Here is a 22186-nt window from a genome sequence, read left to right as displayed (position 1 = left end):
CCGCGCGGCGCGCGAAGTGGTGTGCGGACATGCTCCGCCGCCGGACCCGGTCTGTGGTGGCCCGGCGGCGCCGACCTTACTTGGAGTCGCTGTCACCTTCGCGCTTGGTGTCCTTGTGCTGCGCGTCGTCCTCGGCGGCGGCCTCGTCCTCGGCGGAGTCGCTCTTGGCGGCCTCGCCCTTGGTGGCGGAGGTCTCGTCCTCGGCGCGGGCGGTGTCCGCCTCGTCGGACTTGCCGAGGTCGATGCGGCCGGAGCCCTCGCCGTCCTCGGAGGTCAGGGAGGAGGCGTCGTCCGGGACGACGGTGCCGTCGCCGGCGGGGAGGCCGTTCACGATGCGGTCGAACTCGTCGGCCTCGAGGACGGCGCCGATCGCGTTCTTGCCGTAGAGCGCGTGCACACCAGGAGCAACCTCAAGGAGTACGACGTCGTCACGGATCTCCTTGACGGTGGCGTACATGCCTCCGATGGTCCGCACGCCGGTGCCGGGCTGCATCTGGTCACGCATCTGCATGGCCTGACGCTGCTTCTTCTTGGCGGAGCGGGTCATCAGGAACATGGCCCCGATGAGCACGATGAACGGGAGCAGAGCAATAGGATCCACGGCGGAAGATATTCCTTCACACGGCCACGTCTGAGGCGGCCTGGTATTCGGGGGTGGACAAGCCGCCCAGGACGGACGGCGTCGGCGGAGTCTAAGTCAGTCCTCGCCGATGGAACAACGTCGAGCATGGCGCCGGGGTTCCCCCGTGGGCGTCTCGCGTCCGTCGGATACGTCACGCGGTCGCTCACACGTCCGTCACATGCGTGGTCACGCGGCGGCGGTCAGTCTCCGAAGAGCCCGGCCTGCCCGGCGGCTCCGGGCGCACCCGGTGCCGTGGAGCGCGGCGGGGCGAGGCCGAGGTGTGCCCAGGCGGCGGGGGTGGCGACCCGGCCACGCGGAGTGCGGGCCAGCAGGCCCTCGCGGACCAGGAACGGTTCGGCGACCTCCTCGACCGTCTCCCGCTCCTCCCCCACCGCGACGGCCAGCGTCGAGAGGCCGACGGGGCCGCCGGAGAAGAGCCGCAGCAGCGCGTCGAGGACGCCGCGGTCGAGGCGGTCGAGGCCGCGGGCGTCGACCTCGTAGACGTCCAGGGCCCGGGAGGCGACCTCGCGGCTGATCGCGCCGTCGCCCCTGACCTGCGCGTAGTCCCGTACGCGGCGGAGCAGCCGGTTCGCGATCCGGGGGGTGCCGCGGGAGCGTCCGGCGATCTCGGCGGCGCCCTCGGCGTCCGTCTCGACGTCGAGCAGCCGGGCCGAGCGGTGCACGACGGCCTCCAGCTCGCCCGGCTCGTAGAACTCCATGTGCGCGGTGAAGCCGAAGCGGTCGCGCAGCGGCGGGGGCAGCAGTCCGGCCCTGGTGGTGGCGCCGACCAGGGTGAACGGCGGGAGTTCCAGCGGGATCGCGGTGGCGCCGGGGCCCTTGCCGACGATCACGTCGACGCGGAAGTCCTCCATGGCCATGTAGAGCATCTCCTCGGCGGGCCGGGACATGCGGTGTATCTCGTCGAGGAAGAGGACCTCGCCCTCCTGGAGGGAGGAGAGGATCGAGGCGAGGTCGCCGGCGTGCTGGATGGCGGGGCCCGAGGTGATCCGGATCGGGGCGCCCATCTCGGCCGCGATGATCATCGAGAGGGTGGTCTTGCCCAGTCCGGGGGCGCCGGAGAGCAGGACGTGGTCCGCCGTGCCGCCGCGCTGGCGGGCGGCCTTCAGGACGAGGTCGAGCTGTTCGCGGACCTTGGGCTGGCCGATGAACTCGCCGAGTTCCTTGGGCCGCAGGGCCGCCTCGACGGCGCTGTCCTCCCCGTCGGCCTCGGCGCCGACGAGCCGCTCGCCGGCCTCGCCGTACGGGCCGTCCTCGTGGTGGATGTCGTCCCGGCTCATGTGGTGCGCCTCCCGGCTTCGTTCACGTCGTACCCGGGCGCGGTGCCCGCTGCCCTCGCGGCCGTCGCCGCCATCTCCGGTGTCACCGCGCCTTGTTCAGCGTCTGGAGGGCCGCGCGCAGGAGCTGCGGCACGGGCGGCCGGGCGCCCTCGGCCAGGGCGGCCTCGGCCTGCGGTGCGACGGCCGTGACCGCCTCGTCCGCCTCGCGGGTGGCGTACCCGAGGCCGATGAGCGCGGCGTGCAGCTGCTCGCGCCAGCCCGCGGCGGCGGGGGTGCCGGCGCCCTGCCGCGCGGCGTGGGTGCCGGTGCCGGACGGTTCGCCGAGGCGGTCCTTCAGCTCCAGCAGCAGTTTCTGGGCGCCCTTCTTGCCGATGCCGGGGACGGCGGTGAGGGCCTTCTCGTCCCCGGCGGAGACGGCCGTCCTGAGCGCGTCCGGGGCGTGCACGGCGAGCATGGCCTGGGCGAGGCGGGGGCCCACCCCGCTGGCGGTCTGGAGGAGTTCGAAGACCTGGCGTTCGTCGTCGTCGGCGAAGCCGTACAGGGTGAGGGAGTCCTCGCGGACGACGAGGGAGGTGGCGAGCCTGGCCTCCTGGCCGACGCGGAGCCCGGCGAGGGTGCCGGGCGTGCACTGCACGGCCATGCCGACGCCGCCGACCTCGACGACGGCGGTGTCCGGGGCGAGAGCCGCGACGGTCCCTGCGACAAAGGCGATCATGAGCTGCTGTCCTTCGGTGCGCGGCGGGTGGTCGGTGCCGAACGGGCGCCTCCCGCCGGTCGGTTCGTCCTGCGGCCGGTTCCGGCGGCGCGTGCGGAGGCGGCGGCGCGGGCCGCGCGGGCGGCCGCCGCGTGCTCCGCGTGTGCCTGCTGGAGGCGGTTCAGCCGGGTCTGTGCGGGGGCGCGCCAGATGTGGCAGATGGCGAGCGCGAGCGCGTCGGCCGCGTCCGCCGGGCGGGGCGGCGCGTCCAGCCGCAGCAGGCGCGTGACCATGGTGCCGACCTGGGCCTTGTCGGCGCGGCCCGAGCCGGTGACGGCGGCCTTGACCTCGCTGGGGGTGTGCAGCGCCACGGGCAGTCCGCGGCGCGCCGCGCACAGCATGGCGACGGCGCTGGCCTGGGCGGTGCCCATCACGGTGCTGACGTTGTGCTGGCTGAACACCCGCTCCACGGCGACGGCTTCGGGCCGGTGCGCGTCCAGCCACTCCTCCATGCCGCGCTCGACGAGGACGAGCCGCTCGGCGATGTCCGCCTCGGCGGGCGTCCGTACGACGCCGACCCCGGCCATCGTCAGCGGCCGCCCGGCGACGCCCTCGACGACGCCCACGCCGCAGCGGGTCAGCCCCGGATCGACCCCGAGTACGCGCACGCGGCGGCCCTCCCCATCTGTCGGTGACGTCGGTGACGTCTCAACTGTGCCTGCCGGACGGGCTGTTCCCGCCGGCCCCGGCCGGCCGCCGGTCCGCGCCGTCCGACCGTTCCCGCAGGCTATCGGGCACCACCGACAGTGGCGGGCACGGAAGCGCGGACGGGCCGACGGTGTTTCCCGTCGGCCCGTCCGCGCTGCGGTCCGCGAAGCCGCGTCAGGCGTCGACCTTCGCCATGATCTCGTCGGAGACGTCGAAGTTGGCGAAGACGTTCTGCACGTCGTCGCTGTCCTCCAGCGCGTCGATCAGCTTGAAGATCTTGCGCGCGCCGTCCTCGTCCAGCGGGACCTGCACGCTGGGGAGGAAGTTGTTGTCCGCCGACTCGTAGTCGATCCCGGCGTCCACGAGGGCGCTGCGGACCGCGACCAGGTCGGTGGCCTCGCTGATGACCTCGAAGTTCTCGCCCAGGTCGTTGACTTCCTCGGCACCGGCGTCCAGGACGGCACCCAGGATGTCGTCCTCGGTGAGGCTCTCGTCGCCCTTGGGGACGATCACGACGCCCTTGCGGTTGAAGAGGTACGACACCGAGCCGGGGTCGGCCATGGAGCCGCCGTTGCGGGTCATGGCGACGCGCACGTCGGACGCGGCGCGGTTGCGGTTGTCGGTCAGGCACTCGATGAGCACCGCGACGCCGTTCGGCCCGTAACCCTCGTACATGATGGTCTCGTAGTCGGCACCGCCGGCTTCGAGACCGGCGCCGCGCTTGACGGCGCTCTCGATGTTCTTGTTCGGGACCGAACTCTTCTTCGCCTTCTGAATGGCGTCGAACAGGGTGGGGTTGCCATCCGGGTCGGCGCCCCCGGTACGGGCCGCGACCTCGACGTTCTTGATCAGCTTTGCGAAGAGCTTGCCGCGCTTGGCATCGATCACGGCCTTCTTGTGCTTGGTGGTTGCCCACTTAGAGTGGCCGGACACAGCCTCGCTCCATTCGACGTCTTCGACATAACCAACGCGGAGATCTTACCGTCAGCCACCGCGCGCGACGGACCCCGCTTCCCGGCCCCGGGACGGTACGGGGCGAACCCGGCGACCCGGACGGCCCCCGTCCGCTCCCGCCGTCAGACGGCGCCGGACGCGTCCCGCTCGCGGGACTCGTGCACCATACCGGCGAACAGCGCGTGCACCCGGTGGTCCCCGGTGAGCTCCGGGTGGAAGGACGTCGCCAGCAGCGGTCCCTGCCGGACGGCGACGGGGTGCCCGTCGTGCTCGGCCAGGGTCTCGACCCCGGCGCCGGTCGACTCCACCCACGGGGCGCGGATGAAGACGCCGTGCACGGGGCGGCCGGCTCCGCCTTCCACACCCTCCATGGTGACAGCCGCCTCGAAGGACTCGTTCTGCCGCCCGAAGGCGTTCCGGCGGACGATCATGTCGATGCCGCCGATGGTCTCCTGGCCCGAGCGGGGGTCGAGGATCTTGTCGGCGAGCATGATCATCCCGGCGCAGGAGCCGTAGGCGGGCATGCCCGCGCGGATCCGGGCGCGCAGCGGCTCCATGAGCCCGAAGGTGACGGCGAGTTTAGCGATCGTCGTCGACTCGCCGCCGGGGATGACGAGGCCGGCCACGGCCTCCAGTTCCTCGGCCCGGCGTACGGGCACGGCGTGCGCGCCCGCGCTGTCGAGTGCGGCGAGGTGTTCACGGGTGTCGCCCTGGAGGGCGAGGACGCCGATGGGTGGGGTGGGCACGGTTGTCCTTCTCCGTCGTGCTGCGACGTACAGCGTCGTGCGGGGTGCGGGACGCCCGGGCCGGAGGGCGGGCCTCCGGCCCGGGCGCGGGTGGTCACCAGCCGCGGTTGGCGTAGCGCTCGCCCTCGGGGAGGGTGTCGCAGTTGATGCCGACCATGGCCTCGCCCAGGCCGCGCGAGACGTCGGCGACGACCTTCGGGTCGTCGTAGAAGGTGGTGGCCTTCACGATGGCGGCGGCGCGCTTGGCCGGGTCGCCGGACTTGAAGATGCCGGAGCCGACGAAGACGCCCTCGGCGCCGAGCTGGCGCATCAGCGCCGCGTCGGCCGGGGTCGCGACGCCGCCGGCGGAGAACAGCACGACGGGCAGCTTGCCGAGCGTCGCGACCTCCTTGACCAGCTCGTACGGGGCGCGGTGCTCCTTCGCCGCGGCGTACAGCTCGTTGTTGTCGAGGACGGTGAGCTTGCCGATCTCGTTCTTGATCTGGCGCATGTGCCGGACGGCCTCGACGACGTTGCCGGTGCCCGCCTCGCCCTTGGAACGGATCATGGCCGCGCCCTCGGCGATGCGGCGCAGGGCCTCGCCCAGGTTGGTGGCGCCGCAGACGAAGGGCGTGGTGAAGGCGAACTTGTCGCTGTGGTTGACCTCGTCGGCCGGGGTGAGGACCTCGGACTCGTCGATGTAGTCGACGCCGAGGGCCTGGAGGATCTGGGCCTCGACGAGGTGGCCGATCCGGGACTTGGCCATCACCGGGATCGACACGGCGTTGATGATGCCGTCGATCATGTCCGGGTCGGACATGCGGGCGACGCCGCCGTCCTTGCGGATGTCGGCGGGGACCCGCTCCAGGGCCATGACCGCCACGGCGCCGGCGTCCTCGGCGATCTTCGCCTCTTCCGGGGTGACGACATCCATGATCACGCCGCCCTTGAGCTGCTCGGCCATGCCGCGCTTGACGCGCGCCGTGCCGGTCTCGGCCTGGGCGGGGGTGGTGGAAGCGGACGACTCAGTGGACACGGTTCGACCTCATTCGGCGGGTTCTACGGTGCGACCGGGGCCACGCGGACCGTGAACCCCACGCAGACGGTCGCCCGACGGGCCCGCCCGGAGAAAGGGCCAATCCGCAACAGGTGGCCTGAACGCCCGGGGCCACTTCGCCGTACGGGGCGCCGTATCCGCCCCGTGTCCGGGCCACTGCGCCCCGTCGGCCCTGGGCGGACGGCCCGGAGCCGGGGCCGGTCGGCTACTGCGGGGCGCCGTTGGCGCGGTCGGCGAGGGCCGCCGGCGGCTCGTCGTCCATCTCGAAGGCGAGCGGGAACGGGGCGTAGCCCGCGAGCCGGAACCAGCGGACCGTACGGTGCCGCCGCAGGGCGCGCGCGGCGCGTACCGCGTCGTTGTGGAAGCGGCGGGCCATCGGCACCCGGCGTACGGCGGCGGCCAGTTCGACGGCGCTGTCCTCGCCGCCGGGCGCGGCACGGACCGCGTCGGTCTGCGCGGTGTCGGCGAAGACGGCGCGGAGCGCCTGGCTCAGTTCGCTCTCGGCGACCTCGCGCTGCTCCTCCTTGGCGAGGCGGGCGTCGTGCGCGGCCTGGTAGAGCACCATCGAGGCGGCCGGGTCGAGGATGCCCGCGGTGGCGAGCTCCTGGGCGACCGAGGCGCGGCGCAGCAGCTGCGCGTCGAGCGCCGCCCTGGCCGCGTCGATGCGGGCGTGCAGCCGGTCGAGGCGGCCGGCCGTCCAGCTGAGGTAGACGCCGGTCAGCGCGACGGCCGCGGCGACGAGGACGAGGGTGGTCATGGTGGGCATGGGGGCGATCGCTCCAGGTGGGCCGGGTGCGGGGCCGTCAACGGCCGCCGCCCGGCGGGCGGTTCAAAGGGGCGGCCGGGCGGTCCGGGACGTGCTGCGGCGGGAGCCGCCGCTCAGGAGTCGCGGGCCGCGAGTCCCAACCGGGCGCGGAGACCGATGCGTTCGTCGGGGGCGACGGAGGCGGCACCGTCGGTGACGGTCTCGTAGACGGCGAGGATGTCGGCGCCGACGGTGGACCAGTCGAAGCGGCGCACGTGCCGGCTGCCGCGCTCCCGCAGTTCGGCCAGCCGCGCCGGGTCGCCGACGAGCCGCAGGGCCGCCTCGGCGAGCGCGTCCGCGTCCTCGTTGGCGAACAGTTCGCCCGCCGCTCCCCCGTCCAGCACCTGCGCGAACGCGTCGAGGTCGCTGGCGAGCACGGGGGCGCCCGAGGACATGGCCTCGACCAGGATGATCCCGAAGGACTCGCCGCCGGTGTTGGGCGCCACGTACAGGTCGACGCTGCGCAGCAGCCTGGCCTTGTCCTCGTCGCTGACCATGCCGAGGAACTCGACGCGCTCGCGCATCTCCTCCGGCAGCCCCGCGACGGCCTCCTCCTCGTCGCCCCGGCCCGCGACGAGCAGCCGGGTGCCCGGCTGCTCCTCCAGGATCCGCGGCAGGGCCTTCATCAGGACGGGAAGTCCCTTGCGCGGCTCGTCGATCCGGCCGATGAAGCCGATCGTCGGCGCCTCGGGGGTGCCCTGCCAGGCGGGCTTGGGCTCGGCGGCGGCGAAGAAGCCGACGTCGACGCCGTTCGGGATGACGACCGCGTCGCCGCCCAGGTGCTCGACGAGGGTGCGCCGCGCGTACTCGCTGACCGCGATCCGCGCGCTGATCTTCTCCAGCGCCGGCTGCAGGATCGGGTACGCCGCGATCATCGCCCGCGACCTCGGGTTGGAGGTGTGGAAGGTGGCGACGATCGGCCCCTGCGCCGCCCAGCAGGTGAGCAACGCGAGGGAGGGCGAGGCGGGTTCGTGGATGTGCAGCACGTCGAAGTCGCCGCCCTGCACCCAGCGGCGGACCCGGGTCGCCGAGAGGAAGCCGAAGTTCAGCCGCGCGACCGAGCCGTTGTACGGGACGGGCACGGCGCGGCCCGCCGAGACGACGTACGGCGGCAGCGGGGTGTCCTCGTCGGCCGGCGCGAGCACCGAGACGTGGTGCCCGAGCCGGATCAGGTGCTCGGCCAGGTCCCTGATGTGGAACTGGACGCCGCCGGGGACGTCCCAGGAGTAGGGGCAGACGATGCCGATTCTCACGCGCTTCCCTCCCCGGGGGCGGAGCCCTCCGCACGGGGTTCGAGGTCGGAGAGCCACAGCCGCTGGAGCATGTGCCAGTCCTCGGGGTGTTCGCCGATGCCGGCGGCGAAGACGTCGGCGACGCGCTGCGTCATGGCGGCCGTCTTCTCCGCGCGGGTGCCCTCGGCGGGCACCTCGACGGTGTCGTGGACCCTTATCCGTATCTTCGGCGAGGGCCCGTACCGGAGCGTCACCGGCATCAGCCGGGCGCCGGTCTGCTGGGCGAGGACGGCGGGGCCTGCGGGCATCCGCGCGGTGTCGCCGAAGAAGTCCACCTCCACCCCGGAGGCCGAGAGGTCGCGGTCGGCGACGAGGCAGACGGTGCCGCCCTCGCGCAGCCGCCGGGCCAGGGTGCCGAAGGCGGAACCGCCGGTGTGCGGCAGGACGCTCATGCCGAGGCTCTCGCGGTAGGCGACGAACCGGTCGTAGAGGCTCTCCGGCCGCAGCCGCTCGGCGACGGTGGTGAAGGGGGTGTTCATCCGGGTGGTGAGCCAGACGCCCGCCAGGTCCCAGTTGGCCAGGTGCGGGAGGGCGAGGATCACCCCGCGGTCGTCGTCCAGCGCCTCGCGCAGGCCGCCGGGGCCCTCGACGCCGTCGACGTGGACGTGCGCGGCGATCTGCTCGGGGGTCCAGGACGGGAGCCGGAAGGACTCCATCCAGTAGCGCAGGTACGAGCGCATGCCCGCGCGGGAGAGCTCGGCGAGGCGTTCCGGGCCGGCGTCGGGGACGACCCGCGCGAGGTTGGACTCCAGCCGCAGGACGCCCTTGCCGCGCCGCTTCCAGGCGGTGTCGGCGATGCGGCGGCCGAGCCGCTCGGCGGTGCTCTCGGGGAGCTTCTTCACCGCGCTCCAGCCGAGCCCGTACAGCGCGTCCGTCAGCCGTTCCGCCGCGGTGGCCCGGGCCGGTGCCGGTTCTGCCGTACTCATGCGGCCTCCGCTTCGGCGGCTTCGCGGCGCACGGTGACGACGCGCTGGATCAGGGTGACCAGGCTGCCGAGCGCGACGACCCACAGCGCGACGGGCAGCAGCACGCCGATCCAGGGCACCCCGAAGGTGGTCTCGAAGCCCGCCAGCCCGGCCAGGACGAGGGTGATGACGAGGCGTTCGGCGCGCTCGATCAGCCCGTTGACGTTCACCGGCAGGCCGATGCTCTCGCCGCGCGCCTTGGTGTAGGAGACGACCTGGCCGCTGGCGAGGCAGAAGATGGTGACCGCGCACATCAGGACGCTGTCCCCGCCGCCCGCGTACCAGAGCGCGATGCCGCCGAAGACGGCCGCGTCGGCGACGCGGTCCAGCGTGGAGTCGAGGAAGGCTCCCCAGCGGCTCGAACGTCCCAGCTGCCGGGCCATGTTGCCGTCGACGAGGTCCGAGAAGACGAACAGCGTGATGACGACGGTGCCCCAGAAGAACTCGCCGAAGGGGAAGAAGACCAGGGCTCCCGCGACCACGCCGCCGGTGCCGATCAGCGTGACCGTGTCGGGGCTCACTCCCAGGCGCAGCAGCAACGCGGCGAACGGTGTGAGGACACGCGTGAAGAACGCACGCGCGTACTTGTTCAGCATGGCCGTCCTGTGGTGGTCGAAAGCGAACCGGTGGCGGTCGGACCACCGGCGGGCCCATCGTAGTCACGCGGCGGCGGGCCACCGCGAACGGATCGCAGTGGCGCCGGGTTGCGCCGCGCCCCACCCGTCCGGGGAAAAAGACGCGTCCGCGAGGTGCCGGGTTGCGCCCCGTCCCGCCCGCGCGCGACGGGCGGGACGGGGCGCCGCGGCCCGGCGCGGCGGGGGTCAGCCCGCCGCGTAGACGTCCTCGACGTACCGGCCCTCGGCGGTGAGTTGGCGCAGCCATTCCTCGGCCTCGGCGGCCTCGGAACCGGCCCCGGTTCCCGTCGCGTTCGTGCCGTATGTCACGTACAGCTCGCGGAAGGCGGCGCGTACGCCGGGTGCCATGCGCGAGCCGTCGCCGCACACGTACACCCGGGCTCCGGACTCCAGCAGCCGCCACAGTTCCGCGCCCTCGGCGGCGATGCGGTGCTGCACGAAGCGCAGGTCGCCGGCGGGGGCCTCGCTGTGCACGGGGCGCAGGGAGACGGCGCCGGCCCGCTCCGCGGCGCGGAGCTCGTCGGCGTGCAGGAAGTCGTCCTCCGGGTGGTCGCAGCCGAAGTAGAGCAGCGCGGGGGCGAGTTGGCGGCCCTGAAGCAGCAGGCCGCGCCGGTCGTCGACGGCTCCGCGGAACGGGGCGAGGCCGGTGCCGGCGGCGATCATGACGACGGGGGTGTCCGCGGTGTGCGGGATGCGGAACGCGTCGCGGCAGGGCTGGACGCGGGCGAGGAAGGTGTCCCCGGGGCGCAGCGCGGCGAGGTGGCCCGAGCCGGTGCCCCGGTAGGTGCCGCGCCCGGCGCGGGAGGGCGCCTCCAGGACGGAGACCATCAGGTCGGCGGTGCGGGCGTCGTGGCGGGGCGAGGAGGAGATCGAGTAGTGCCGGGTGCGCAGCGGCGGCAGCAGGTCGAGGATCTGCTGCCAGCCGAGCGCTCCGGTCAGCGCCGGGTGGTCCTCGATCAGGTCGAGGACGGTGCGGTGGTCGGCCGCGCGTGCCTCCTCGTCGGCGGCGAGCGCGGCCAGCGCGGACGCCTCCGGCGGGCAGGGGTCGGCCTCGGCGAGCAGCGCGGTCTGCGCGGCGGTGGGCCTCTCCTGGAGTTCGAGGTGCCGGGTGAGGAGTTCCCGTACGGTCAGCGGCCGGTCGACGGGGAGCCGGCCGCGGCCGGGGCGGCGGGAGCGGATGTCGAGCACGGTGTCCGGGTCGGCGCCGAGGAGGCGGGCGGCGCGTTCGACGGCGTCCGCGCCGTTGGCGGGGAGGACGGCCAGGTGGTCGGCGGTGCGGTAGCTCCCGTCGTCCGGCAGGGCGACGCGCAGCAGGCGCTTGCGCCGGGGGTGCGAGGGCGCGGTGAGGTCGCGGGCCTCGGTGACGGTGACGGGGGCCAGCCCGTGCCGGGCGGCGAGCGCGTCCAGCGGGGCGCCGGTGACCTCGGTGACCTCGTAGGACGGCCCGTCGTCGCCGGTGGCGGGGGCGGCGCCGGCGCTGTCCGGGTCGCCGTGCCGCTCCAGCAGGGCGCCGCGCAGCCGGGCGGTGAACTCCCGTACGGCGCCGCCGAGATCGCCGGAGGCGTCGGCCTCGGCGCGGGGCAGCAGCCGGGTGCCGCCGAGCGCGGCGAGCCGGTCGTCGAGGAAAGTGGGGACGCGCTGGTAGGTGGCGGCCCAGGCGCGGTCGCCGACGCCGAGCACCGCGAAGGTGACGCCCTCGGCCGCGCCGTCCTCCGCCGACTCCAGCCAGGCGTGGAAGCGGGCCGCGTCGTCGGTGGGGCGACCGTTGTACGAGGCGGCGACGAGGACGACGGGCCGGTCGGTGGGCAGCGGGGCGCCGCCGGGGCCGTAGGCGTCGAGCGGCGCGGTCTCGGTGGCGCAGCCGAGTTCGCCGGCGAGGTCGGCGAGGTCGGCGGCGAACTCGCGGCAGGTGCCGTAGTTGGAGCCGTGCAGCAGGAGCAGTCCGGTGCCGGCGCGGACGCGGGCGGGCAGCGCGGGGTCGCTCGCGGGGGCGGCGCCGGCGTCGGTGTCGCGGGCGGGGCCGTAGGCGGCGCGGAGCGCGGCGCGGTCGGCGGGGGTGCGCGGGGCGAGGGTGAGGGTGAAGTCCTCGGGCTTGAGGGTGAGGGTCTCCTTGATGCGCAGCCGGTAGTCGGTGTGGTCGACGAGCCGGTACCGGTGGACGATCATCGCGAGCAGCATGGTCGCCTCGTGCAGCGCGAACTGCCGCCCGATGCAGGCGCGTTCACCGGTGCCGAACGGCTTGTACGCGTGCACGGGGCGGTCCGCCTCGGCCTCGGGGGTGAAGCGTGCGGGGTCGAAGCACTCGGGGTTGTCGCCCCACACGTGGGAGCGGTGCAGCATCGTCGACTGCACGACGACGGCCTCGCCCGCGCGCAGCGGGTAGCGGCCGCCGAGCAGGACGTCCTCGCGGGGCTCGCGGCCGAAGTTGGGCGCGGTGGGCCACAGCCGCAGCGCCTCGCTGAGCACCTGGCGGGTGTAGCGGAGCCTGCCGACGTCCTCGAAGGCCGGCTCGGGGTACTCCGGGCCGTCGCCCCACAGTTCGTCGGCCTCGCGCTGTGCGAGGGCGAGCACGGTGGGGTTCTTGAGCAGGTAGTACAGCGCGAACGAGAGGGCGCTGGAGGTGGTTTCGTGCCCCGCGATGAGGAAAGTGATGACCTGGTTGCGGATGTTCTGCGCATCCAGGCGGCTGCCGTCCCCGGGGTGGGTGGCGCCGAGCATCAGGCCGAGCAGGTCGTCGGTGGAGGTGTCGCCGGACTCCTGGCGCGCGGTGATGACGTCGTCGACGACGGAGGCGAGGTAGCCGGCGTCGGCGCGGAAGTCCGCGTCCTCGGCCTCGTGGTCCTCGCCCGGTTTGCGGCCGAGCTTCCGCATGCTCCACACCAGGCAGCGCACCATCGCGTCGACGAAGGGGTGCGGCTCCTCGCGGGAGAAGGAGTCGAAGTCGAAGCCGAAGCCCGCGAGTCCGATGGTGTCGAGGGTCATCCGCGTCATGTCCTCGGACACCTCGACGACGCCGCGCTCCCCGGCCTCCGGGGCGGCCTTGGCGTCCCAGGACTCCAGCACGCGGCGGCAGACCTTCAGCATCACCGGGTGGTAGGTGCGCATCGAGCCGAGCGCGAAGGCGGGCATCAGGATGTCGTGCGCGCGGGCCCAGTTGGGCTCCTCGTTGTACGCGGTGAAGAGCCCGTCGGCGGCGAACTCGCGCACGTTCTCCAGCGCCTGGCCGATGGTCTTGCGGTACCGCGTCTCGTCGGCGATCTCGGCGACGAGGCCGGGGTCGCTGACGAACAGCATGTCCCGCCCGTGCAGCCGGCGGCGGAACACCGGCCCGTGGGTCCGGGCCAGCTCCATGGCGCTCTGGACCGGGGTGCTGGTGAGGCCGGTGGCGGAGATGTCGACGACGGGGATGCCGTCCGCCGGGGCCGCGCCGCCGTCCCGCGTCGCGGGCTGGGGAACCTGGCTCATGGCTGAAGTGCCTTCCACGGTAGGGGATTTCACGACTCGCGTACGGGCCGGCGAGCGGGCCCGTCCCCACAGCCTCGCCCGCCGCACCCGCCGGACCGGGCCGCCGGACTACGTGATTGTGTAGTCCTGAGGTACGCGGACCCCTTGCGCCGGCAGCGCGTCCGGTGCTAACGCGACGGAGGAGGGAGCGGACGCCGTGAGCGGGACGACGGAGGAACCCGGTGCGGGGCAGCCGGACACGCGCCTCCTCGCGTCCGCCGCGCTGACCACCTGGCGCGCCGGTCCCCACCGGGCACCCGACGCGGTGGCCTGGCGGAACCGCTTCCTGCTGCTCTTCGACCGCGTCCAGAACCCCCTGGTGGTCTGCCGCAGGGACGGCACGATGCTGATCGCCAACCCGGCCATGGGCCACGAGTGGGGCACCTCCCCCGGCAGGCTCCTCGGCCGGAACGCGCTGGAGCTGTTCCGCCCGCGCGGCACCGGCCAGCTGGAGCGGCTCACCGAGGCCCTCCGCCTGGGCCGCCGCTCCCGCTACCCGCTCGCGGTGCGCTGGCACACCGGCGGGGAGGAGCGTCACGGGGAGCTGACCGTCGAGCCGGTCAGCGACTCGCCGCTGGACGAGCCCACGCTCCTGGTCCAGCTCCTCGTCCGGCGGCCTGCCGCGACGGGCCCGGCGCCGCAGGCGGGGCCCGGCACCGCGGGGCCCGTCGAGACCCGCATCCTGGCGCTGGCCGCGGCGGGCGAGACCACCTCGGCGATCGCGGGCGCGGTCGGCCTCGGCGTGGACGGCGTCAACTACCACCTGGCCCGCCTCGCCGACCGCTGGGGCGTACGCGGCCGGACCGCGCTCGTCGCCCGCGCCTACACCCTCGGCGTCCTCGACCCGTCCGCCTGGCCCCCGCGCACGGCGGCCGACGAGAGCTGAGGCACCGGAGGCCCCGGCCGGTCACGCGTTCGGCCCCACCCGGCACCCCGGCGCCCGGCCCGGCGGCGTGCGCCCGGCGGACGCGCGGGGCCCGTCCGACGTATGGACGCGTCCCGGTAGCGGTGGAAGGCTCGGAGGACCGCGGGTTTCCGCGCCCCCGTCCCAGCAGGTGTCGACCGGAAGGCGGGACACATGGGCGACAAAGCGAACGCACACCCCGGAGCCGCCGGCAGGGCGAGCGCGGCCGGCCACCCCTCCGCGCTGCGGAACGTGGTGCTGGTCGGCCACACCGGCTCCGGCAAGACGACCCTGGTGGACGCGCTGGCGCTGACGTCCGGCGCGGTCAACCGGACGGGCCGGGTCGAGGACGGCGGCTCCCTGTCCGACTACGACGAGATCGAGCACCGGCAGCACCGGTCCGTCCAGCTCTCCCTGGTCCCCGTCGAGTGGAACGGCATCCGCGTCAACCTGCTGGACACCCCCGGGTACGCCGACTTCGTCGGGGAGCTGAGGGCCGGTCTGCGCGCGGCGGACGCGGCCCTCTTCGTCGTCTCGGCCGCCGACGGCGTGGACGCCCAGGCCCGCGCCGTCTGGGACGAGTGCGCCGCCGTGGGCATGCCCCGCGCGATCGTCGTGACGCATCTGGACGCCGCGCGCGCCGACTTCGACGCGCTGGTCGCCTCCTGCCGCGAGACCTTCGGCGGCGACGACCCGGACGCCGTCATCCCGCTCTACCTGCCACGGCGCGGCACCCCCGGGCCCGACGGGCACGCCCCCGTCACCGGCCTGACCGGCCTGCTCACCCGCCGCGTCTTCGACTACACCGGCGGCGAGCGCACCGAGCACGACCCGGCCGCCGAGACCCAGCCGCAGCTGGAGGAGTCCAGGAACCGGCTCATCGAGGGGATCATCGCGGAGAGCGAGGACGAGACCCTCATGGAGCGCTACCTCGGCGGCGAGCAGTGCGAGGTGGCCACCCTGATCGAGGACCTGGAGAAGGCCGTCGCCCGCGGCGTCTTCCACCCCGTGCTGGCCGCCGCTCCGCCCCCCGACGGCACCGGCCGCGGCCTGGGCACCGTCGAGCTGCTGGATCTGATCACCGGCGGCTTCCCCACCCCGCAGGAGCACGAGCCGCCGGACGTCCGCACCCCGCAGGGCGCCTCCCGCCCGCCGCTGGTGTGCGACCCGGACGGCCCGCTGGCCGCCGAGGTGATCAAGACCACCTCGGACCCGTACGTCGGCCGGATGTCCCTGGTCCGGGTCTTCTCCGGCACCCTCAGGCCGGACGAGACGGTGCACGTCAGCGGGCACGGCGCCGAGGACCGCCTGCACCCGGCGCACGCGAACGGGCACGACGGCGGCAACGGCGACGGCGGCCGTACGGACGGGCAGGCGGACCCCGACGGCGCACCGCACGAGGCCGACGAGCGGATCGGGGCGCTGACGCTGCCCTTCGGCAAGCAGCAGCGCCCGCTGTCCCGCGCCGTCGCCGGAGACCTCGCCTGCGTCGCCAAGCTGGGCCACGCCGGTACGGGGGACACCCTCTCGGCCAAGGACCAGCCGCTGCTGATGGAGCCCTGGCAGATGCCCGACCCGCTGCTGCCGGTCGCCATCAGGGCGCACAGCAAGGCCGACGAGGACAAGCTCTCGCAGGCGCTGTCCCGGCTCGTCGGCGAGGACCCGGCGATGCGCCTGGAGCAGAACCAGGACACCCACCAGCTGGTGCTCTGGTGCCTCGGCGAGGCACACACCGACGTGGCGCTGGAGCGGCTGCGGACGCGCTACGGCGTCCAGGTCGACCGGGTGCCGCACGAGGTGGCCCTGCGCGAGACCTTCGCCGAGCCGGCCTCCGGGCGCGGGCGGCACGTCAAACAGTCGGGCGGGCACGGCCAGTTCGCGATCTGCGAGATCACGGTGGAGCCGCTGCCGGCCGGCTCCGGCATCGAGTTCGTCGACAAGGTCGTCGGCGGCGCCGTGCCCCGCCAGTTCATCCCGTCCGTGGAGAAGGGCGTACGGGCGCAGGCCGCCAGGGGCGTGACCGCGGGCGGCGGCTCCCGCCCGCTCGTCGACGTCCGGGTCACCCTGCACGACGGCAAGGCGCACTCCGTGGACTCCTCGGACGCCGCCTTCCAGACCGCGGGGGCGCTCGCGCTGCGCGAGGCGGCGGCCGGGGCCGGGATGCACCTGCTGGAGCCGATGGCCGACCTGCGGGTACTGGTCGAGGAGGAGTTCGTCGGACCGGTGATGAGCGATCTGTCCGGCCGCCGCGGCCGGGTCTCCGGAACCGAACAGACCCCGGGCGCCCGTACGTTGATCCGGGCCCGCGTCCCCGAGATCGAGATCGACCGGTACGCGGTGGACCTCCGCTCCCTCTCGCACGGCACCGGCCGGTTCGCCCGTTCGTACGCCGGACACGAGCCGATGCCCCCTCAAGTGGCCGCCAGGATCCTGGAAGAGGAGGAGAAGAGGTCCTGATCGGGGCTACTCTGGGCGCCAGGCGTGCACCGCGCCGGGCGTGCGTGTGCGCGGACGCCCGACGTGAAAAGGTGTACCGGCCACGGCAGTTGGGCAAGTTGGCCGTGGCCGGTGCGCACGCGTTACGGGAACAGCTCGGTGAAGTGGGGGCTCAGTGGCCGGTTTCGACGATCTCTCCAAAGCGGCCGCGATCGGGAGCGACTTCAGCCCCGGCGCCCAGGTCCCGCTGCAGGGCTCGGGCAGCGGACGGACGGCGGCGACGCAGGCCCTGGCCTCGGCCGCCTACCGCGACAGCCCCGTGGCCGACGTGCTCCAGGCCAACGAGGCGGCGGAGGTGAAGAAGCCGAAGCTCTCGCTGTTCGAGCCGAACCTCGGCGAGGCGTTCTCCCGGGCCGTCCAGGTCCGGATGCTGGGCGGGGCGCGCAAGGCGCTCATCCAGTCCTTCGGCATCGAACCGCAGTCGGTGGTCGAGCACTGCCTCGCGGCCAACCGGATCCGCAAGGTCAGGGACACCCGGCTCACCCTCGTCATGGCCACCTTCGGCCTCGTCTTCCTGCCCGGCACCCTGCTGTGGCTGCTCGTCTTCCAGCTGCGCCGCTCCATCGCGGGCGCGCAGAACAAGCGGGCCGGGAGCCTCGGCGCGGCGGCGATGGTCGTCCTCGGCGGTCTGGCCGTGATGCTGATGATCAAGCTGCCGCTGGACGGTGTGCTCGGCATCTACCTGCGCGCGATGCTCGTCGCCCCCGTCCTCGGCTGGCTGTGGGCGAAGCAGATCTGCGAGAAGGCCGCGAAGGACCTGCGCGGACACTGGGGCAGCCTGCTCGGCGGCTCGGGCTCCGGCGCGAAGATCCCCGAGGCCGTCCCGCAGGACCCGGGCGACGCCGGTGCCGAACGCATCCGGCTCGGCCTGGCCAAGCTCACCGCCGAGCAGGCCAGCAACCTCGTCTACTACGCCGGCCCCAAGGGGATACTCGGCATGGGCACCCGCTGGGGCAGCTGGCAGCTGGCCGAGGAGCTGGTGCCGAAGAACCCCGAGGCCGACATCAACCCCTTCCGCAGCTGGGACGTCGCCCGCGCCATCCACGACCAGCTGCGGATGCTGGAGCGCACGCCGATCCACACCGGCGGCTTCCCCTCCCCCTCCATCGGGCACTGGATCGTCTCCCCGGTCGGCGAGGGCGCCAAGGAGGTCTCCCGGCCCGAGGGCCAGGAGGTCGAGGGGTACCGGATCAAGGACTTCGAGATCCAGCGGATCTGCAACGAGCAGCAGTTCGGCAGCGGCAACCGCCACTACCTCGGCGTCCAGTTCGTGCTGTGGGACGGCCAGTTGGTGATCACCCTGCTGATCACGGTGACGGTGCTGCACCACACCCTGCGGATCGAGGTCACCGGCCACGCGCTCGGCCCCGTCCACCCGCTGTTCACGACGAAGCCCTCGCCGAAGACGAAGGAAGTCTCCAAGAGCGTGAAGTTCTGGGAGACGAAGAAGATCAACCTGCCGCTGGTGGAGGCGAAGGAGGTCGTACGGCTCGCGGCCCGCGCCCCGCTCACCTGGTTCCCGCCGGTGCTGGACTTCCTCGGCGGCAAGCTCGTCCTGCCCGAGCCGTTCGGCCTGCGGCACGCCTGGGCGGACAAGCCGTGGCGGCACCGCTTCATGGCGGACGACGCGCTCCGCGCCGCGACTCCCGTGCTGCGGGTGGTGCACTCCGCCACCATGCGGCTGCTGGAGGAGAACAACTGCGACACCGAGTCGTTCGGCAACCGCTCCGGCGTCCTCAGCGGCCTCGTCCAGGGCGCGGAACCGCGGAAGGCGGACGCGTACGACGCGTAGGCGCTGCGCTTGCTTCGCGGGTTCCGTGCTGCCCCGGCAGGTGCGTGGCCGACTGCGGCCCGCAGTGGTTGATCGCGCAGTTCCCCGCGCCCCTTTCGGGGCGCGGGGTGCCCCCTGCTCAGGCCGGCCAGGCCTCCGCGAGCATCGCGCGGGTGTCGGCGAGGAGCTGCGGCAGGACGCGGGTGTGGCCCACGACGGGCATGAAGTTGGTGTCCCCGCCCCAGCGCGGCACCACGTGCTGGTGCAGGTGCGCGGCGATGCCCGCGCCCGCGACGGAGCCCTGGTTCATGCCGATGTTGAAGCCGTGCGCACCGGACGCCGTGCGCAGCGTCGTCATCGCGCGCTTGGTGAACTCGCCCAGTTCGGCGGTCTCCTCGGCGTTCAGCTCGGTGTAGTCGGCCAGGTGCCGGAAGGGCACCACCATGAGGTGGCCGCCGTTGTACGGGTACAGGTTGAGCACCGCGTACACGTGCTCACCGCGGGCGATGACGAGCCCGTCCGCATCGGATTTGGACGGGATGGTGCAGAAGGGGCAGCCGTCCTCGGCCCCGGGCCCGCTCGGCTTGTTCTCGCCCTGGATGTACGCCATGCGGTGCGGTGTCCACAGGCGCTGGAACGCGTCCTGCGTCCCCACTCCGATCTGCTGCTCCGGCTCGCTCGTCATGCGTGCCAGCATATTCTCCCGCCGCGCACGGCGACGACGAGACCCCGAAGACGCCGGAGGGCGGTCCCGGAACCGGAACCGCCCTCCGCACACGCCTTCGCGGCTCACACCTGGACGCGGCGCTCCACGGCCTCGCGGATCTCGGCGATCGCCTCGGCCTTCGGGATGCCGTTCTTCTGCGAACCGTCGCGGTACCGGAAGCTGACCGCGCCATTGGCGACGTCGTCGTCACCGGCGATGACCATGAACGGCACCTTGCTCTTCTGCGCGTTCCTGATCTTCTTCTGCATCCGGTCCGAGGAGGAGTCGACTTCGAAGCGCAGCCCCTGGGACTTCGCCTCCTTGGCGAACTCCGCCAGGTACGGCACGTGGTCGTCACCGATCGGGATGCCGACGGCCTGCACCGGGGCCAGCCACGCGGGGAACGCGCCGGCGTAGTGCTCCAGCAGCACCGCGAAGAAGCGCTCGATGGAGCCGAAGAGGGCCCGGTGGATCATCACCGGACGCTGCCGGCTGCCGTCGGCGGCGGTGTACTCCAGGTCGAAGCGCTCCGGCAGGTTGAAGTCGAGCTGGACGGTGGACATCTGCCAGGTCCGGCCGATGGCGTCGCGCGCCTGGACGGAGATCTTCGGGCCGTAGAAGGCGGCGCCGCCCGGGTCCGGGACCAGCGGGAGGCCCTGCTTCTCGGCGACCTGCCGCAGCGTCTCGGTGGCCTCCTCCCACACCTCGTCGGAGCCGACGAACTTCTCCGGGTCCTTGGTGGACAGCTCCAGGTAGAAGTCCTCCAGGCCGTAGTCGCGCAGCAGGTTCAGGACGAAGGTGAGCGTGGTGTCCAGCTCCTCCGCCATCTGCTCCTTGGTGCAGTAGATGTGCGCGTCGTCCTGGGTGAAGCCCCGGGCCCGGGTGAGGCCGTGCACCACGCCGGACTTCTCGTACCGGTACACCGTGCCGAACTCGAAGAGCCGCAGCGGCAGTTCACGGTACGACCGCCCGCGCGCGTCGAAGATCAGGTTGTGCATCGGGCAGTTCATGGGCTTGAGGTAGTAGTCGACGTCCTCGTCGAGCTGCATGGGCGGGTACATGCCGTCGGCGTACCAGTCCAGGTGGCCCGAGGTCTCGAACAGCTTCCCCTTGGTGGCGTGCGGGGTGTAGACGAACTCGTACCCCTCCTCCTCGTGCCGGCGGCGCGAGTAGTCCTCCATCACCCGGCGCACCACGCCGCCCTTGGGGTGGAAGACCGCGAGGCCCGAGCCGATCTGCTCGGGGACGGAGAAGAGGTCCAGCTCGGAGCCCAGACGGCGGTGGTCACGCTTCTCGGCCTCGGCGAGGAACTCCAGGTACGCCTTCAGCTCGTCCTTCGACGGCCAGGCGGTGCCGTAGATCCGCTGGAGCTGCTTGTTCTTCTCGCTGCCCCGCCAGTAGGCGGCGGCGGAACGCATCAGCTTGAACGCCGGGATGTTCCGGGTGGTCGGCAGGTGCGGGCCGCGGCAGAGGTCCTTCCAGCACAGCTCGCCGGACTTCGGGTCCAGGTTGTCGTAGATCGTCAGCTCGCCCGCGCCGACCTCGGCGTCCGCGCCCTCGGCGGCGTCGGCGGCCGAGCCCTTGAGGCCGATGAGCTCCAGCTTGTACGGCTCGTCGGCGAGCTCCTCGCGGGCCGCCTCGTCGTCGGTGAGCCGGCGGGAGAAGCGCTGGCCCTGCTTCTGGATCTGCTGCATCTTCTTCTCGATGCGCTTGAGATCGTCCGGGGTGAAGGGCTCCTCGACGTCGAAGTCGTAGTAGAAGCCGTCCTTCACGGGCGGGCCGATGCCGAGCTTGGCGTCGGGGAAGAGCTCCTGCACGGCCTGGGCCATGACGTGCGCGGTGGAGTGCCGCAGGATGGCGAGGCCGTCGTCGCTGGTGATCTCGACGGGCTCGACCTCGTCGCCCTCGGTGAGCTCGTACGCGAGGTCCTTCAGCTCACCCGCGACGCGGGCGGCGACGACGGAGCGCTCGCCGTCGAAGAGAGCGGCGGCCGTAGTGCCCGTCGTCACCACGCGCTCTTCCCGCTCGGAATCGCGTCGAATGGCTACACGGACATCTGACACCGGTCTCTCCTGACTCTTCACTGGGACGCGTCGGCGAACGCCGAGCGCAGCTCGAATGGTATCGAGCCGGGCCCCCTGACCGCGAAACGGTTGTCCGGCCGGGACGCGGAGGGGCCGGATACGCAGAAGGCCGGTCCGTCGTGCTGACGGACCGGCCTCAACTGGCTGGTGGGCGATACTGGGTTCGAACCAGTGACCTCTTCGGTGTGAACGAAGCGCTCTCCCGCTGAGCTAATCGCCCTTGTGGTGCTGCCGCATGGGGGTTTCGGAGCGGAACTCCCGTCCCCGCGCCGCGGCACGCCAGAACCATACAGTGCCGCTCACCCATCATCAAAATGCTTGTCACCGGGCCCCTGTTCCAGCAGCCTGCGCAGCCCCCTGAGCCCCGAGCGCATCATCAGCGCGTGGTTGGCGAGGAACAGCGGCCGGCCGGGGAGCGCCACCCGCCGCAGCGACGGCTTCCGCACCTCGACCTCCTGCTCGAAGAGCGCCGTCGTACCGCCGCCCGTCCCGTCGTCGCGGAGCGTCCAGCGCGCCCACCCCTCCAGGTCCCCGGTCATGACGATGCCCAGCACGCCCGCCTCCCGGTCCCGCCGCTGCACCCGCGCCGTGACGGTCAGGTCGTAGGGGAGGACGGAGCGGAAGCGCGCGTTCCCCGAGGCGGCGTCCAGTCCGCGCACCTGCCGGACCTGCGGCCACCAGGACGGGTACTCCTCGGCCCGCTCCAGCACCGCGTAGACCTCCGCCACCGGGGCGGCGAGCCGCCAGCTGCTGCGGAAGCGGTAGTGGTTCCAGTCCCTGACCCGCACGCTCTCGCCCCCATCCCGCCGCCGCCGGATGAGCGTCCGGTACTCACGCCGGCCGGGTACCGCGTCTGAGTACCCGCTCTGAGTATCCCCGCGCATGGCCCGCGCGACGCGGCACCGCACACTCCGCGTATGACCGAGCAACATCCCCGGTGGGGGACGGCGGACACCCCGCCCGTCT

General features: G+C 73.1%; 18 protein-coding genes and 1 tRNA gene. 3 read left to right on the top strand and 16 right to left on the bottom strand.

The genetic code is table 11. The features are described from left to right. Positions 1–76: 76 nt before the first annotated feature. From yajC to HCC30_RS03410, 12 genes are all read right to left on the bottom strand, one after another. Positions 77–601 carry a preprotein translocase subunit YajC gene (gene yajC / locus HCC30_RS03465; protein WP_169440434.1) on the bottom strand — a complete coding sequence of 175 codons (525 nt, stop codon included), beginning with the start codon at positions 599–601 and terminating at the stop codon, positions 77–79. 221 nt (positions 602–822) lie between these two features. After that, the gene (gene ruvB / locus HCC30_RS03460; RefSeq protein WP_169440433.1) at positions 823–1920 is read right to left on the bottom strand and encodes a Holliday junction branch migration DNA helicase RuvB; all 1098 of its coding nucleotides are present in this window, start codon (positions 1918–1920) and stop codon (positions 823–825) included. A gap of 82 nt (positions 1921–2002) precedes the next feature. Next, on the bottom strand, positions 2003–2635 hold the full coding sequence (gene ruvA, locus HCC30_RS03455) for a Holliday junction branch migration protein RuvA (protein WP_169440432.1): 633 nt from the start codon (positions 2633–2635) through the stop codon (positions 2003–2005). Continuing rightward, on the bottom strand, positions 2632–3282 hold the full coding sequence (gene ruvC, locus HCC30_RS03450; RefSeq protein WP_169440431.1) for a crossover junction endodeoxyribonuclease RuvC: 651 nt from the start codon (positions 3280–3282) through the stop codon (positions 2632–2634). The genes ruvA and ruvC overlap by 4 nt, the downstream gene beginning before the upstream one ends. Positions 3283–3496: 214 nt before the next feature. Further along, a complete protein-coding gene (locus HCC30_RS03445; RefSeq protein ID WP_169440430.1) occupies positions 3497–4255 on the bottom strand; it encodes a YebC/PmpR family DNA-binding transcriptional regulator in 759 nt (252 codons plus the stop codon). Between the two features lie 143 nt (positions 4256–4398). Next, on the bottom strand, positions 4399–5022 hold the full coding sequence (gene pdxT / locus HCC30_RS03440) for a pyridoxal 5'-phosphate synthase glutaminase subunit PdxT (protein WP_169440429.1): 624 nt from the start codon (positions 5020–5022) through the stop codon (positions 4399–4401). Between the two features lie 94 nt (positions 5023–5116). Further along, positions 5117–6037: a pyridoxal 5'-phosphate synthase lyase subunit PdxS gene (pdxS, locus tag HCC30_RS03435; protein WP_169440428.1), complete on the bottom strand. Its 921-nt coding sequence runs from the start codon at positions 6035–6037 to the stop codon at positions 5117–5119. Between the two features lie 226 nt (positions 6038–6263). Then, positions 6264–6824, bottom strand: a complete 561-nt coding sequence (locus HCC30_RS03430) for a hypothetical protein (protein WP_169440427.1) — start codon at positions 6822–6824, stop codon at positions 6264–6266. Positions 6825–6937: 113 nt separating this feature from the next. Next, positions 6938–8116 (bottom strand): glycosyltransferase family 4 protein, encoded by a 1179-nt coding sequence (locus tag HCC30_RS03425; protein WP_169440426.1) that lies wholly within the window; start codon positions 8114–8116, stop codon positions 6938–6940. Beyond that, positions 8113–9081, bottom strand: coding sequence for a phosphatidylinositol mannoside acyltransferase (locus HCC30_RS03420; protein ID WP_169440425.1), 969 nt, complete (start codon positions 9079–9081; stop codon positions 8113–8115). Before HCC30_RS03420 ends, HCC30_RS03425 begins: the two co-directional genes overlap by 4 nt. Continuing rightward, positions 9078–9716, bottom strand: coding sequence for a phosphatidylinositol phosphate synthase (pgsA, locus tag HCC30_RS03415; protein ID WP_169440424.1), 639 nt, complete (start codon positions 9714–9716; stop codon positions 9078–9080). The genes HCC30_RS03420 and pgsA overlap by 4 nt, the downstream gene beginning before the upstream one ends. Positions 9717–9941: 225 nt before the next feature. Next, entirely contained in the window at positions 9942–13220 is a 3279-nt protein-coding gene (locus tag HCC30_RS03410) for a cytochrome P450 (RefSeq protein WP_169440423.1), read from the bottom strand. A 196-nt stretch (positions 13221–13416) separates the two neighbouring features. Here HCC30_RS03410 and HCC30_RS03405 point away from each other — a divergent pair, with 196 nt between their 5' ends. The 3 genes from HCC30_RS03405 (at position 13417) to HCC30_RS03395 (ending at position 18451) form a co-directional block, all read left to right on the top strand. After that, positions 13417–14145 carry a PAS domain-containing protein gene (locus tag HCC30_RS03405; protein WP_346776468.1) on the top strand — a complete coding sequence of 243 codons (729 nt, stop codon included), beginning with the start codon at positions 13417–13419 and terminating at the stop codon, positions 14143–14145. 192 nt (positions 14146–14337) lie between these two features. Beyond that, positions 14338–16620 carry an elongation factor G-like protein EF-G2 gene (locus tag HCC30_RS03400; RefSeq protein WP_169440422.1) on the top strand — a complete coding sequence of 761 codons (2283 nt, stop codon included), beginning with the start codon at positions 14338–14340 and terminating at the stop codon, positions 16618–16620. Between the two features lie 154 nt (positions 16621–16774). Further along, positions 16775–18451 (top strand): hypothetical protein, encoded by a 1677-nt coding sequence (locus HCC30_RS03395; RefSeq protein ID WP_169440421.1) that lies wholly within the window; start codon positions 16775–16777, stop codon positions 18449–18451. A 118-nt stretch (positions 18452–18569) separates the two neighbouring features. Here the strand turns inward: HCC30_RS03395 and HCC30_RS03390 are convergent, their stop codons facing one another. From HCC30_RS03390 to HCC30_RS03375, 4 genes are all read right to left on the bottom strand, one after another. Continuing rightward, on the bottom strand, positions 18570–19127 hold the full coding sequence (locus HCC30_RS03390; RefSeq protein ID WP_169440420.1) for an HIT domain-containing protein: 558 nt from the start codon (positions 19125–19127) through the stop codon (positions 18570–18572). Positions 19128–19219: 92 nt separating this feature from the next. After that, positions 19220–21199 (bottom strand): threonine--tRNA ligase, encoded by a 1980-nt coding sequence (gene thrS / locus HCC30_RS03385; RefSeq protein WP_169440419.1) that lies wholly within the window; start codon positions 21197–21199, stop codon positions 19220–19222. Between the two features lie 166 nt (positions 21200–21365). Beyond that, positions 21366–21440: transfer RNA gene (locus HCC30_RS03380), tRNA-Val, on the bottom strand. Positions 21441–21519: 79 nt separating this feature from the next. Beyond that, a complete protein-coding gene (locus HCC30_RS03375) occupies positions 21520–22008 on the bottom strand; it encodes an SRPBCC family protein (RefSeq protein WP_346776481.1) in 489 nt (162 codons plus the stop codon). Positions 22009–22186 lie beyond the last annotated feature (178 nt).

Origin of the sequence: Streptomyces sp. HNM0574 (assembly GCF_012726235.1) — a bacterium.
GTDB lineage: Bacteria > Actinomycetota > Actinomycetes > Streptomycetales > Streptomycetaceae > Streptomyces.
The sequence above is the reverse complement of the archived record's forward strand: the minus strand, read 5'-3'. Positions and strand labels throughout refer to the sequence as shown.